The sequence below is a fragment of the Aeromonas sp. TS_SC_11 genome (assembly GCF_057318915.1).
In genome coordinates, this window is record NZ_CM170470.1 from 3,929,931 (window position 1) to 3,943,872 (window position 13,942).

A 13,942-nucleotide genomic window follows, 5' to 3' on the forward strand; every position below is an offset into this window, starting at 1 on the left:
GGGCGGTCAATCGGCCTGTCCCCTTCGAACCTTATCGCCCTGCCAGCTCGGTATTGATGCTTGAGAGAGTAGCGGCGGGATCATCTGCCTGAGTGATGGGTCGACCAATCACCAGATAGTCAGCCCCGGCATCCATCGCAGCACGCGGCGTCATCACCCGACGCTGATCACCTGCATCAGAGCCCGCAGGACGAATACCTGGCGTCACCAGCTTGAAGTCTGCACCAAGCAAGGCTTTCAGCTCGCGGGCTTCATTGGCGGAACAGACCACCCCATCCAGTCCCGAGGTTTTGGCCAGTGTGGCCAGACGGATCACCTGCTCGGCAGGGCTCACATCCAGACCAAGCGGCGCCATGTCGGCTTGCTCCATGCTGGTCAACACTGTCACACCGATCAACAGGGGAGCCTTGTCACCATAGGGAGCCAGCGCCTCCTTGGCGGCACGCATCATCCGCTCTCCACCGCTGGCATGGACGTTGACCATCCAGACACCCAGCTCGGCACTGGCCGCCACGGCCTTGGCCACTGTGTTGGGAATGTCGTGAAACTTCAGATCCAGAAAGACATCGAATCCCCTGACCACCAGCTGGCGTACAAACTGGGGACCAAACAGGGTGAACATCTCCTTGCCGACCTTGAGGCGGCACTGGGCCGGAGAGATACGTTCAATGAACGCGAAGGCATCGGCCTCGTGCTGATAATCCAGCGCTACCAGTACTTTGGGATCTAGCATCTCACTTCCTATTGATTGTTATCACTATCGGGTTTGTCGCTCACCATCCAGACCCGGCCTGATGGCGCTGCCGCAGCACCGGAAGTACCTGGCATCTCATTTTCTATCGATTACTCACCATCCAGGCCACGGATCGGCTTGATGGAACCCCACTGGCGACAGGATGGGCATTGCCAGAACAGCGAGTGGGTGGCAAAACCACACTGCCGACACTTGTGGGTTGACTTGATCTTGATCTGATCGCCGACCAGTTGTTGCAGCAGCTCCAGACTCTCCTTGGCGGGCCCCTCCTCCGCGCTGGCCAGCTGAAAGCCCACCAACTGGTAGAACCCCTTCATGGAGGGGTGACGGCGCAACTGACGCAGCACCAGAGCACGGGCCTGGTTCAGGCCATCGCGCTCCTCCACCAGTTTGGCAAGGGCCAGAGTCACACTCACCCCGGCGTGATCCTCCACCGCCTGCTCCAGCAAGGGAATGAGTTCGAGGGAACGCCCCTGGCGCTGGTAGCACTCTGTGAGGTGAGGGATGGCTTCGGAGGCAAAATCCATGTCCTGCTCGAACACCCGCAGCAGATCCTTGCCGGCCTGTTCATAGTCTTGTGCCACCATCGCCAGCTCGGCCAAGCGCAGGCTGGCACGGGCACAGGCAGGATTGACCCCCAGCGCACGTTTGAGCTTGGCACGCCCCATAGACTCATCGCCATCACGCAAGGCGCTCTCCGCCTGTTCGCAATAGAAGTGGGAAATGGGATCGGCCAGCTTCTTGCCCTGATATTTCTGCAGTCGCACTGCGACATCGATGGCCTTGTCCCAGTCACGCAACTGCTGATGGATGATCAACAACTGGGCCAGCGCCGTCTCTTCATAGTCGCTGTCTTCGCACAGCTCGTTCCAGAGCGCTTCGGCGCGGTCGAGCAAACCAGCAGCCAGAAAATCACGGGCCAGCTCCTGCAACGCAAGCTGACGCTGTTCACGGGTCAGCTGACGGGTGACCAGGTTCTGGTGGATCTTGATGGCTCTGTCCACCTCGCCACGCTGGCGAAACAGGTTGCCAAGAGATAGGTGTGTTTCGATGGTTTCGCTGTCCACTTCCAGCAGCTGGATAAAGAGATCCACCGCCTTGTCCGACTCGTCAGACAGCAAATAGTTGAGGCCCGCCACGTACTGGCGGGAGAATTGATTACTCTGTTTCTGGGTGTCCTGGCGAACACTCCTGCGCCCCATGTACCAGCCATAACCGGCGGCAATGGGCAACAGCAGGAAAAGCAGTTCAAGCATCGAGGGACATTATTCCTTGACTGTCGACCGAGCCAGCTCCAACTCGCGGGATTGACGACGCATGGTGCGATTGAGAGTGCGGTTCTGCATCTTGAGACGCAAGAACAGCAGACCAAAGACCAGCCAGCCCAGCAGGAAGCCACCGCCAAAGAAGAGACCCAGCAACATGGAGAGCGAAAACTCCCCTTGGGCAATCAAATAATTGAACTGCACCAGCTGACCATTTTGCGAACCGATGGCCAGGGTCAGAATAAACACCAGCACCAGCGGAATGAGGGCCAAGATACGCTTCATAGGAGCTCCCTGTCAGTATCTAATGAAAGGCTGATTATCCTTAAAATCACGGGCAGACTCTAGAGCGAATGGGAAAAGACTTGGAGAAACCAGACAATTGACACAAGAGAAGCCACAAAAACAAAAAAGGCATACCCAAGTATGCCGTTTTCTGCATTATTCAATAATGTTCACGCGCTCGCGCAACTCTTTGCCAGGTTTGAAATGAGGAACATATTTCCCGGTCAGTTCAACCTTGTCCCCGGTCTTGGGATTACGACCCACGCGGGGGGCACGATAGTGCAGTGAAAAACTTCCAAATCCACGGATTTCAATCCGGTCGCCGTTTTGCAAAGTCGATGCCATCTGCTCAAGGATCTCCTTGATGGCAGCTTCGACATCTTTGGCCGGCATATGCATGCGGCTCGCAGCCAATTGTTCGATGAGATCTGATTTGGTCATAACGTTAAATCTCCTTCCCCGATCACATGCAATATTCATTACGCCAATATAAAAAAGGGCGGCGTGAAGCCGCCCTTTTCTTGCATCAAGGATTATTCACCCTTGGCAGCTTTGAACGCTTCCATCATAGCATTGCTGAACACAACTTCTTCTTGTTGGTTCAGGCTATCGATAGCAACACGCTCGTCAGCCTCGTCCTTCGCACGGACAGACAGGCTTACGGTGCGGTTCTTACGATCAACGCCCATGAACTTGGCTTCAACTTCATCACCAACGGACAGTACCAGAGTCGCGTCTTCGACACGGTCACGAGCAGCGTCGGAGGCACGCAGGTAGCCTTCTACGCCGTCAGCCAGTTCGATCACGGCACCCTTGGCATCAACCTCGGTAACCTTACCCTTCACAATAGCACCTTTCTTGTTATCAGACAGGTACTTATTGAACGGGTCTTCTTCGATCTGCTTGACACCCAGGGAGATGCGCTCACGCTCCGGGTCCACTTGCAGAACAACGGCTTCGATCTCGTCGCCTTTCTTGAATTCACGAACTGCTTCTTCACCCTGGTTGTTCCAGGAGATGTCAGACAGGTGAACCAGACCGTCGATGCCGCCGTCCAGACCGATGAAGATACCAAAGTCAGTGATAGACTTGATTTTACCGGAAACACGGTCGCCCTTGGCGTGAGTTTCGGCAAACAGCTGCCACGGGTTGGATTTGCACTGCTTCAGACCCAGGGAGATACGACGACGCTCTTCGTCGATATCCAGAACCATCACGTCAACCACGTCGCCAACGTTAACAACTTTGGACGGGTGGATGTTCTTGTTGGTCCAATCCATCTCGGATACGTGTACCAGGCCTTCAACGCCTTCTTCGATTTCAACGAAGCAGCCGTAGTCGGTCAGGTTGGTCACGCGGCCAGACAGACGAGTGGTCTCCGGGTAACGCTTGGCGATAGCAACCCAGGGATCTTCGCCCAGCTGCTTCAGACCCAGAGATACACGGGTACGCTCGCGGTCGAACTTCAGAACCTTGACTGCGATCTCGTCGCCAACGTTGACGATTTCGGAAGGATGCTTAACGCGCTTCCACGCCATGTCGGTGATGTGCAGCAGGCCGTCAACACCGCCCAGATCTACGAATGCACCGTAGTCGGTCAGGTTCTTGACGATACCCTTGACTTCTTGACCTTCTTGCAGGTTAGCCAGCAGGCTCTCGCGCTCGGAGGTGTTCTCGGTCTCGATCACGGCACGACGGGAAACAACAACGTTGTTGCGCTTCTGGTCCAGCTTGATGACTTTGAACTCGAGTTCTTTGTTTTCCAGGTGAGCGGTGTCACGGATCGGACGCACGTCAACCAGAGAACCCGGCAGGAAGGCACGAATGCCATTCAGTTCAACGGTGAAACCACCCTTGACCTTGCCGTTGATGATACCGATAACGGTAGCTTGCTCTTCGTAAGCTTTTTCAAGCTGCAGCCAGGCTTCGTGGCGCTTGGCTTTTTCACGGGACAGCTTGGTTTCGCCGAAACCATCTTCGATAGAGTCCAGAGCTACGTCAACAGTGTCACCCACACTGATTTCCAGCTCGCCCAGGGCGTTCTTGAATTCTTCAGCCGGGATGGCGGACTCAGATTTCAGACCGGCGTCAACCAGTACGAAACCGTTCTCGATAGCAACGACAGTACCCTTGACGATGGAACCTTGACGGGTTTCAACGGAGTTCAGGGACTCTTCAAAGAGTTGAGCAAAAGATTCGATCATTGTTTATTTCACAAATGAAACATCCACTTGCAATCCGGCACAAGCGGGGCTGTTTTAAATAATCTGCGCCATCCTTGGTGCAGACGACCGGATGTCAGCTTGCGCTGGCATCACCAAGTTGTTGCTCTGCATAGGCGAGCACTGTTGCCAGCACTTCATCTATGGTCATGGCGGTAGAATCCACCACGAGAGCATCTTCTGCCGCTTTAAGGGGCGCTACGGCGCGATTTCTGTCGCGATCGTCACGTTCCCGAATCTCGGTTAAAAGACGCTCAAAGTTAACATCAAAGCCCTTATCTTGCAACTGCTTATAGCGGCGCTGGGCCCGTTCTTCCGCACTGGCGTCGAGGAAAATTTTTACCTCTGCGTCCGGAAAAACCACGGTACCCATGTCTCTGCCGTCTGCAATCAGGCCAGGGGTTTGACGAAATGCACGCTGACGACGCAGCAGGGCTTCACGCACCCGAGGAAAGGCGGCAATTTTGCTCGCGGCATTGCCCACCTCTTCGGTACGAATGGTGCGAGAGACATCCTCCCCTTCCAGCACCACCTTGACCTGTTCGCTATCCACCTGGAACTGCACATCCAGATTGGCAGCAAGGGGGACCAGCGCAGCTTCAGAATCGAGTTCCACATCATGGTGCAAGGCAGCCAGGGCCAATACCCGGTAGATGGCGCCGGAATCGAGCAGGTGCCAACCCAGTTTTTCAGCCAGCAACTGACACAAGGTGCCTTTACCGGCACCACTCGGGCCATCGATTGTCATCACGGGGGCCATCTGAGGCATAACTTATCTCCTGCACACTTGTTGCACACATCCCGGAGGGAATGAGGTAATGGGCGCCGATTATACCCAAATGTGCCGAGTCTGGCAGTCGTCAGGGCGCACATTTGCGCAAAAGCCGTCGCGACTGCGTTGTTTATATACAACTGCTCACGTCATTAAATAGCACAAGGTTTTGTTCTTATGGTTGTTATGGACAAGGCGCGCTAAACTGGCCGCCCTTTTTAAGCAGCTGTAGTAAGGAGCAACCTATGAGCAGCGTTACCCTCGTGGCCAAATCCAAGTTGCCGACCCCCTGGGGCACCTTCACGCTGGTAGGCTTTCAGGAAGCCGGCACCGGCAAGGATCATGCTGCGCTGGTGATGGGCGACGTCACGGGCGATGAACCTGTGCTGGGCCGTATTCACTCTGAATGCCTGACCGGAGATGCCTTGTTCAGCCTTCGCTGCGACTGCGGCTTCCAATTGCAGGCCGCCATGGAGAACATCGCCAAGGCGGGTCGTGGCGTTTTGTTGTATGTACGCCAGGAAGGGCGTGGCATCGGCCTGCTCAACAAGATCCGGGCCTATCATCTGCAGGATCAGGGTGCCGATACCGTCGAAGCCAATGTGGCGCTGGGCTTTGCTGCCGACATGCGCGACTACACCATCTGTGCCGATATGCTCAAGGCGTTGAACGTCACCAGCCTGCGCCTGATGACCAATAATCCACGCAAGATGAAGGCGATGGAGAGCTTTGGCATTCCGGTGACGGAGCGGGTTCCCCTGCAGGAAGGCCGCAATCCTCACAACGAGTTCTACCTCTCGACCAAAGCGAATAAATTGGACCACATGTTCAAGAAGTGAGCCTCACAACGAGGCCTGCCTTTTGGCCAAAGTGAACCAGCTGGATCACAGGTTCAGAAAATGACTCCGGTGACCAGACGCTGGCATAAAAACGCCTCCCATCGGGAGGCGTTTTTATTGATTCATGCTGCTCGCTGGTATGACGCTAGCGAACCGGCAGCTCTATGTCGGCAAACATGGCATCCACGTCATCGCTGGAACGCAGCGCGATGGCACGCTCCACCACATCTCGAGTCAGGTGCGGGGCAAAACGGGTCATGAAGTCATACATATAAGTGCGCAGGAAAGATCCTTTACGAAATCCTATCTTGGTGGTGCTGTGAGCAAACAGATGGCTGGCGTCGAGTGCCACCAAATCGGTATCAACCTGCTGATCCAGCGCCATGGTCGCCATCACCCCTATCCCGACGCCCAGTCGAACATAGGTTTTGATCACATCGGCATCGGTCGCGGTAAAGACGATATTGGGCTCGAAACCGGCCCGATTGAAGGCGAGATCCAGCTCGGAGCGGCCGGTAAATCCGAACACATAGGTCACCAGCGGGAAGCGGGCGATATCGGCAATGGAGAGCTTGCCAACCTGGGTCAAGGGGTGTCCCTTGGGAACAATGACGCTGCGATTCCAGTGGTAGCAAGGTAGCATGATGAGATCTTCATACAGGTGCAGCGCCTCGGTGGCGATGGCAAAGTCGGCTTGCCCCTTGACCACGGCTTCACTGATCTGGGTCGGAGTACCCTGGTGCATGTGCAGAGACACCTTGGGGAAGCGCTTGATGAAACCCTTGATCACATCGGGCAACGCATAACGAGCCTGGGTATGGGTGGTCGCAATATGCAACGTGCCTTGCTCGGGATGAGTATGCTGGCTCGCCACCGATTTGATGCTCTCCACCTTGCCCAGGATCTCGTTGGCAATCTTGATCACGTCCCGCCCTGCCGGAGTGATCTGGGTCAGATGCTTGCCACTTCGCTCGAAAATCTGGATCCCCAGCTCATCTTCCAGCATGCGCACCTGCTTGCTGATCCCTGGCTGAGAGGTGTAGAGGCTCTCTGCCGTTGCCGACACGTTCAGTCTGTGATTGGCAACCTCAACGATATAACGCAACTGTTGGAGTTTCATGATGTTAGGCTCTAAAGGCGACTTGAACTAATACTAACAAACTTTTGCCTGATAGCCTTTCCTTCTTGGCCATTTATGGCCTGGCCTGCGCCAGCAGGAAATCACGCAGGGCACGGTTCGCCATGGAGAGCGGATCGCCACGCCGCCACGCCACACAGAGATCAAGAAAAATGGGGGGAGCGAATGAGATACCAGTGAGTGAAGGCTCCTCATCCAGCACCATCCGCAGGAAGGTAGTCACCGCAAATCCCTGCTTGACCACCGCCTTGAGCAGGGGGATCAGATTGCTTTCAAACGCAATGTCAGGCTCACACCCCAGCTCCTGAGCCAATGCTTCCATGTGTTCACGGTGATAAAAACCTCGTCGGAACATGGCCAGCTCCTGGTCAAAAAACTGGGTCAGTGACACGGCCTGAGCATGTCGCAACGGATGCTCTTCCCCCACCACCATCAACATCTCTTCACGTAGCAACTGGGCCCCTTCCAGCGCAGGTGGCAGATCGCTGGTGATCAGGATGGCCAGATCCAGGGTGCCATCCACCATGCGACTCAGCAACTCGCGTGAGCCGGCCTCTTCTACCCGGATCTTCAGACCGGGGTAACGATGCTTGAAGGCCATCAGGATCGGAGGGAAATAGTAAGAACCCATCATGTAGGGGATACCGATGCGCACCTCACCACGCTCCAGCCCTTTCAGCTCGGCCATCTCGGCTTGCGCTTGATGCATCTGCAATAACAGCCGCTCGGCATGACGACAGAGCACCTCCCCCTCCGGAGTAAGCCGCACGTTGCGATCCTGCCTGTCGAACAGCCGCAGCTCGAGCTGTTGCTCCAGCTTGGCAATGGCCATGCTGATGGCTGGCTGGGCTATATGGAGGCCATTGGCCGCCTTAGTGAAGGAACCTGCATCCCGTACCGCCAGCAAATAGGTGAGCTGCTTCAAGTCCATATCAATTAATCTTATTAGATGGATAATTTAAATATATTATATTTATGCCCTGTGGCGCACTACTCTGCACAAAAGCCGTCAGGACAACTGCACATGATCGAAGTAGGTAGCCGCGAATGGATACGTGCCACCCTGGCCCTGAGCCTGGGTTCCTTCCTGGTATTTCTCAACCTCTACCAGACCCACCCCTTGCTGCCACTGCTGGCAAATGTCTTCTCCGTCAGCTCGCTGTCGGCAGGCTGGACACTGGCTGGCTGCACTGCGGGGCTTGCCACCTCCCTGCTGATTTGCGCCCGCCTCGCGGACAGGTTCGGCCGGCGCCGTATCATGCTGTGGACCCTGGGCGGAGCTATTTTGCTCTCCCTGCTCATCAGCCTGGTAAACCAGTTTGAGCAGTTATTGCTGTTGAGGATATTGCAGGGGGTACTGCTGGCCGGGTTACCCGCCACTGCCATCGCCTATATGGGAGAAGAATTCAGCAAGCGTGCCCTCCTCTCAGCCGTCGGTGTCTACATCGCCGCCAACTCGCTCGGGGGCATAGCGGGCCGTGTCGTCGGCGGCTTGCTGGCAGGCTGGTTTGGCGACTGGCAACACACCTTTCTCGGCATTGGCTTGATAAGCCTGACCCTGCTGCCCCTCGTCATCTGGTTATTGCCCGCCCAGACCCGCTTTGTGCCCGTTGTTGCAGAGCCCGGTCAATTCCAGCGGGCCATCAGCAGCCATCTCGGCAATCCGCTGCTGGTCGGTGCCTATCTCATCGGCGGGCTCAACTTCATGGTGTTTTTGAACCAGTACAGCTACCTCACCTTCCTGCTGGCCAAGGCCCCTTTCTCCCTGCCCACCCAGTGGCTCGGCATGCTGTTCCTGACCTATCTGTCGGGCACTGTCGCCTCCTCCTTAAGCGGCCGTTGTGCTCACCGCTGGGGGGCACAGCGCCTGCTGCTGGCGGGGATCTCGCTGATGGCGCTGGGTAGTGCGCTGCTGCTGCATGGCTCGCTGGCAGCCATACTGACGGGGTTGCTCATCTCAAGTTTCGGTTTCTTTCTTGCCCACGCCTGTGCCAGTGCCTGGGTCGGTCAGCACGTGGAGCACAATCGGGCGCTGGCATCGTCACTCTATCTGGTGGGGTATTATCTGGGCGCAAGCCTGGGAGGCCTCTACCTTCACCCTTTCTGGGAGCGGGGTGGCTTGGGAGGATTGGTGCTCGGCATCGAGCTGGTACTGGTGATCACAGCGGGCTTGAGCCTCTGGCTGGGTCATCTGAAGGGGCGCAGCGCTCGCCCCCGAGCCTGCCATACCTGACGACAGCAACAGGGGAAAACATGAAACGCCTCCCCCTGCACGGATCAGATACCGTCGTAGTAACCAGCAGGCACAGGCACAACGGCGCCGGTATGCAACTCTTCCTCAATCACCTCGGCCAAGGATCGCAGGTGAAACTTGATCTGACCAGAGGCCAGCATCAGGCCCACATCCGGGTTGCGAAGGTCATCGATATTCGCGGTCTTGAACGGCAGATCGGGATACGCGGCCACCAGTACATGCAGTGAAGGCACCACCAGCTCGATATGCTCCAGACCTGCCTGATGGTTGCGCCCCGGTTTGGGCGCGGCCAGTTCTATGCAGGGAACGCTGACATGACCACATAGCACGGACTGGTGCAGCTGATAGGTGGCGATGGGGCGACCCCCAATCATGCCTTCCACCAGCAGAGAGCCCTGTGTCGCCAGTTCGGCATTCAGCTTCTGATACTCGGCCAGATTCGCCGCCCGGTAACAGAGGTGGTCAACATTGATGTTATCGACGTGAACTGCCAGTTGGTCCAGCTCAGCCAATAGCTGACAAACAAATGGGGCCATGGGCCCCAAAGTGGTATCGAGTGGATGGAACATGATCACCATTTCTTCTTGGGTTGGAACAGGACGTCCAGTTCGTCAGCCTCTTTGTCCTTGATATTCTGCAGCTCTTTATCGCTGTGCTGCTGCAAATGTTCATCAAGGCCTTGCAGACCTTGCCGCATATCCTCTTCCCTGGCCATCAGATAGGGGTCCTTGTCGGACACGCTGGCCAAGGCGGCAAGCCCCTTGGTATAAAGCTGGCGGCAGGTGCCGTACTGCCCCTGGATCTGCGCATCCATGGCCCGTTTGACCAGGTTGGCGATGTTGATCTTGAGCTGCATCAGCTCAAGGCGACGATCTTCCTGAGCAAAACCGTGAGGGTCTATCTTGCCCTTGTTGTGCTCAACACGCAGCACTGCCCGCATCTTCTTGACCAGTTGCAGCATCTGAATGGCCTGACGGTCGGATTCGGGGGTCTTGAAGTGCCCTTCATCCTGGCTGCTGTAGTTGTCCTGCACATTCTTTATCTGGGTCTGCACATCGGCGATACGCTGCTTGATCTGACCATTGGGCATCACCAGGGCGATCGCCCGGTAAGCATCCAGGATCCGGTGTTGCAGCAGCAGCACTATGTTCTTGGAGAAGGGCACCAAATTGACATTCAGCAGCACCTCTTCGGTCTCGTCCGCCACCGCCTTGTGACGAGCAATCGTCTGGCGCTTGTCGGCTTCTGCCTTCTGCTTATATTGCTGCATCACGTTATAGGCGATAACCAGAAACAGGAGTGCGCCAATAGACAGCAATACCAAGGTTAAAATCATAGGATGTCCAAACTCCTGTCCCAATCCAATTGCGTGATCCTACAACAGCTTACCCACTTAAGGTAGCCCGCACCGCAGAGCTTACCCACGATTTATTATCCTCCCCTGTCTCAAAACAGGCAGAGGAGCTCAGGATCATGCAGCGATGGCAACACTGTCATTACCTCATAGTATCGCCCATCGGGCCCATTACTTGAGGTTGAACCCTTTCGATTGCAGGAATTCCTGCATGAAAGGACGCGCCTCTTTGCCGAGAATGGACCGGATCTGGCTGCTCCAGGTCTGCTGCTTGTTGTTGCTGCTGCGGGCCTCATAGTACGACTGGATCTGCTGATCATATTGTGCGAGCAAGGGGCGATCCAGCTCGGCGCTATAGTGGTTCTCATGTACCACCAGCGCCCTCGGCAGACGGGGCTTCTGCTCTGGCTCCTGCGCCGGATGGCCCAGACACAGACCAAACAGTGGTATTACCTGATGGGGTAAGCCCAGCGCCTCGCTCACGGCGGCTGGATTGTTGCGGATACCACCGATATAAACGCCACCCAGCCCCAGTGATTGGGCTGCCAGCAGGGCATTCTGGGCCATCAAAGCACCGTCAATGGCACCGATCAGCAGTTGTTCGACAAAGCCGGTCTGGGCATCTGCCACTATCTGGGTGTGGCGCTGATAATCGGCGCAGAACACCAGAAACTCGGCGGCCTGGGCAACATATGCCTGATGCCCCGCCAGTTCGGCGAGCAGGGTACGCAAGGCCTGGTCCGTCACCCGAACTATGCTGTTGGCCTGCAGGAAGCTGGAGCTGGATGCCGACTGGGCTGCGCTCAGGATCTGGTCGAGCTGCACCGGCGTAATGGGCTCAGGCGTAAACTGGCGGATGGATCTGTGGGAGAGAATAAGGTCGATGGTCGGGTTCATGATACCTCCTGGAAGAAGGCCACACTCTACCCAAAAAAACGCAGCGGCCCAAGACCATCCAGGAGGAGGATGACGACTGCATCTGCGTTGAACCTATTCCGCCAGCGGATAAGTGCCAGCCTTGCAACAGACCGCAAACCGGTTCTCTTCCACCTGAGCCACCGTCATCGGCTTGCTGAACAGAAAGCCCTGAAAGACGTGGCAACCCTGAGCTTGCAGCGCTGCGAGCTCGTTTTCATCTTCCACTCCTTCCGCCATGATGCCAAGCCCCAGGCTGGTTGCCATGGCCACTGTGGCCCGGATCACCGGCAGGTTCAGCCCCACCACGAATGAGCGGTCCAGCTTGATGGTATCGATGGGCAGCCGGTTCAGGTAGGCCAGCGACGAATAGCCGGTACCAAAATCGTCGATGGCGATCTTGATGCCCTGCTCGCTCAGGCCATCGAGGATCTCGATGCAGCCTTTCATGTCCAGCATCAGGACTGTTTCGGTCAGCTCCAGGGTAAGCAGGCTGGCATCCACGCCATACGCCTTGAGTTGCTGGGCCACCAGTTCCGGCAAGGAGGTAGATAGCTGGAAACCGGAGAGATTGACCGACACAGGCACCCTTACTTGGCATGCTTGCTGCCAATGGGCCATCTGGGCCAGTGCCGTCGAGAGCACCCAGCTGCCTATCTCCCGAATAAGGCCCATCTCCTCGGCCAGCGGAATGAACTCCACCGGTGAGACATGGCCAAGGACGGGATTGTGCCAGCGCAGCAGTGCTTCAAAGCCAATCAGTTTGCCCTGTGCCACATCCACCTGAGGCTGATAACAGAGGCTCAGCTCCTGCCGACCAATGGCCTTGGCCAGAAACTGCTTCAGGGTCAGCTTGCGATGCAAGGTCTGCTGCATACTGGGAGTAAACCGCTGCCAGCGCAGGCGTCCCATCTGCTTGGCCTGATACATGGCCATGTCGGCGCGAGTAATGAGGGTGTCACCGTCATCCGCATCGTCCGGGTAGATGGCGATGCCTATGCTGCCGCCTATGGTCACTTCGGGTACACCGCTCAACTGCAACGGTTTGGTCATCTGGGAGAGCATGAGATCGGCTACCTCCTGCGCCCTGTCGCTGGAATGGGCCAGCGGCACCAGGGCGGTAAACTCGTCGCCGCCGAGGCGCGCCAGCTCCACATCCCGCGGACAGACTTGCTTGAGCCGACCGGCCACCCGTTCCAGCAGGCGATCGCCAGCCTTGTGGCCATAGTTGTCGTTGACCAGCTTGAAGTTGTCCAAATCCATGAATACCAGCGCAAAGCGCCCGCCCATGCCGCAATAAGCCTCGAGGGACTTCATCAGACCATAGCGATTGAGCAGCCCGGTGAGCGAGTCGTGCCAGGCCAAATGGCGGTGCTCCAGCTCTTCGAGTTTGCGGTCGGTAATATCGCGCATGGTGAGCAATATCTGTGCCCCCTGCTGGATATGCCGAAACTGATACTGGAACCAGCGCATCCCCTTCCGGGTACGACACTCCCCTTCTGCCACCACCTCGTCGAGGCGTGAGAGCTTCTGGTAGAAAGCTTCATTGTTGCCGGAAAACACCTGGGAGAGCTGGCTGACCTGATCGCCGAAGCAGGTGTCGAAGTGGTGGTTGCCACTTTCAAGCCGCCCCTGATTGTCAAATAGACAGGCAAGGGTATCGCCGGTGGCGAGGGAAGACTCCTGATAAAGGGTATCGGCGTCGATCACCGCCTCTGTCATCATCATCAGGCGGCCGGCCAGCTGGATGCCAGACAACCGCAGGTAGATCTGTTTTTTTATCCCCTTGGGGGAGAGCGTCCACCACTCGCTGTAACTGCGCCCCTGCTGGAAATCACCGAGGTAGCGTTGCAGCAGCAGATCGATGGCGGCAGCCATGTCGGCAGAGAAGTCCCGCGCTTGCAGTTCGGCAAGCGAGCTGGCTTCCCATACCCCCAATGCGGTACGGTTGGCCCAGTAAATATGATGATGCCGGATGTCATAAACCCAGATAGGGGTATGCAGGACATCCATCCCGCTCAATAACAGTTCGTCTAGCGTATTCATCTAATGTGGTGATTCATGATGTGTGATCACTGAGAAAGCCTGCTACAAGGTACCCTTTCGGGGCACCCCATGCTGGTACAAAATAGGATCCAGCCCAT

14 protein-coding genes are annotated in these 13,942 nt (G+C 56.5%); 2 read left to right on the forward strand and 12 right to left on the reverse strand.

Annotated features, from left to right (window positions below):
- Positions 1-31 precede the first annotated feature (31 nt).
- From pyrF to cmk, 6 genes are all read right to left on the reverse strand, one after another.
- Positions 32-733, reverse strand: coding sequence for an orotidine-5'-phosphate decarboxylase (pyrF, locus tag AC1P02_RS18210; protein WP_087755526.1), 702 nt, complete (start codon positions 731-733; stop codon positions 32-34).
- A 110-nt stretch (positions 734-843) separates the two neighbouring features.
- Positions 844-2,010 (reverse strand): lipopolysaccharide assembly protein LapB, encoded by a 1,167-nt coding sequence (lapB, locus tag AC1P02_RS18215; protein WP_005315046.1) that lies wholly within the window; start codon positions 2,008-2,010, stop codon positions 844-846.
- A 9-nt stretch (positions 2,011-2,019) separates the two neighbouring features.
- Positions 2,020-2,304, reverse strand: coding sequence for a LapA family protein (locus AC1P02_RS18220; RefSeq protein ID WP_005315045.1), 285 nt, complete (start codon positions 2,302-2,304; stop codon positions 2,020-2,022).
- Between the two features lie 156 nt (positions 2,305-2,460).
- Positions 2,461-2,745, reverse strand: coding sequence for an integration host factor subunit beta (gene ihfB, locus AC1P02_RS18225; protein ID WP_005299934.1), 285 nt, complete (start codon positions 2,743-2,745; stop codon positions 2,461-2,463).
- 92 nt (positions 2,746-2,837) lie between these two features.
- Positions 2,838-4,508, reverse strand: a complete 1,671-nt coding sequence (gene rpsA / locus AC1P02_RS18230; protein ID WP_005315043.1) for a 30S ribosomal protein S1 — start codon at positions 4,506-4,508, stop codon at positions 2,838-2,840.
- A 94-nt stretch (positions 4,509-4,602) separates the two neighbouring features.
- On the reverse strand, positions 4,603-5,295 hold the full coding sequence (gene cmk, locus AC1P02_RS18235) for a (d)CMP kinase (protein ID WP_021140654.1): 693 nt from the start codon (positions 5,293-5,295) through the stop codon (positions 4,603-4,605).
- A 248-nt stretch (positions 5,296-5,543) separates the two neighbouring features.
- On the opposite strand from cmk, the gene ribA reads away from it, so the two are divergent.
- Positions 5,544-6,137, forward strand: a complete 594-nt coding sequence (gene ribA / locus AC1P02_RS18240) for a GTP cyclohydrolase II (protein WP_021140653.1) — start codon at positions 5,544-5,546, stop codon at positions 6,135-6,137.
- A gap of 145 nt (positions 6,138-6,282) precedes the next feature.
- Here the strand turns inward: ribA and cysB are convergent, their stop codons facing one another.
- On the reverse strand, positions 6,283-7,257 hold the full coding sequence (cysB, locus tag AC1P02_RS18245) for an HTH-type transcriptional regulator CysB (RefSeq protein WP_005315034.1): 975 nt from the start codon (positions 7,255-7,257) through the stop codon (positions 6,283-6,285).
- Positions 7,258-7,330: 73 nt separating this feature from the next.
- On the reverse strand, positions 7,331-8,206 hold the full coding sequence (locus AC1P02_RS18250; RefSeq protein WP_212539391.1) for a LysR family transcriptional regulator: 876 nt from the start codon (positions 8,204-8,206) through the stop codon (positions 7,331-7,333).
- A 93-nt stretch (positions 8,207-8,299) separates the two neighbouring features.
- Here AC1P02_RS18250 and AC1P02_RS18255 point away from each other — a divergent pair, with 93 nt between their 5' ends.
- Positions 8,300-9,508 (forward strand): MFS transporter, encoded by a 1,209-nt coding sequence (locus AC1P02_RS18255; RefSeq protein ID WP_485182832.1) that lies wholly within the window; start codon positions 8,300-8,302, stop codon positions 9,506-9,508.
- A 44-nt stretch (positions 9,509-9,552) separates the two neighbouring features.
- Here AC1P02_RS18255 and AC1P02_RS18260 read toward each other — a convergent pair whose 3' ends face one another.
- The 4 genes from AC1P02_RS18260 to AC1P02_RS18275 form a co-directional block, all read right to left on the reverse strand.
- Positions 9,553-10,107 carry a VOC family protein gene (locus tag AC1P02_RS18260; protein ID WP_485182833.1) on the reverse strand — a complete coding sequence of 185 codons (555 nt, stop codon included), beginning with the start codon at positions 10,105-10,107 and terminating at the stop codon, positions 9,553-9,555.
- Positions 10,101-10,865, reverse strand: a complete 765-nt coding sequence (locus AC1P02_RS18265; RefSeq protein ID WP_131730865.1) for a DNA repair protein — start codon at positions 10,863-10,865, stop codon at positions 10,101-10,103. Before AC1P02_RS18265 ends, AC1P02_RS18260 begins: the two co-directional genes overlap by 7 nt.
- Before the next feature lie 189 nt (positions 10,866-11,054).
- Positions 11,055-11,780 (reverse strand): oxygen-insensitive NADPH nitroreductase, encoded by a 726-nt coding sequence (gene nfsA, locus AC1P02_RS18270; RefSeq protein WP_125608900.1) that lies wholly within the window; start codon positions 11,778-11,780, stop codon positions 11,055-11,057.
- Positions 11,781-11,873: 93 nt separating this feature from the next.
- Entirely contained in the window at positions 11,874-13,811 is a 1,938-nt protein-coding gene (locus AC1P02_RS18275) for a putative bifunctional diguanylate cyclase/phosphodiesterase (protein ID WP_485185487.1), read from the reverse strand.
- Between the last annotated feature and the right edge of the window lie 131 nt (positions 13,812-13,942).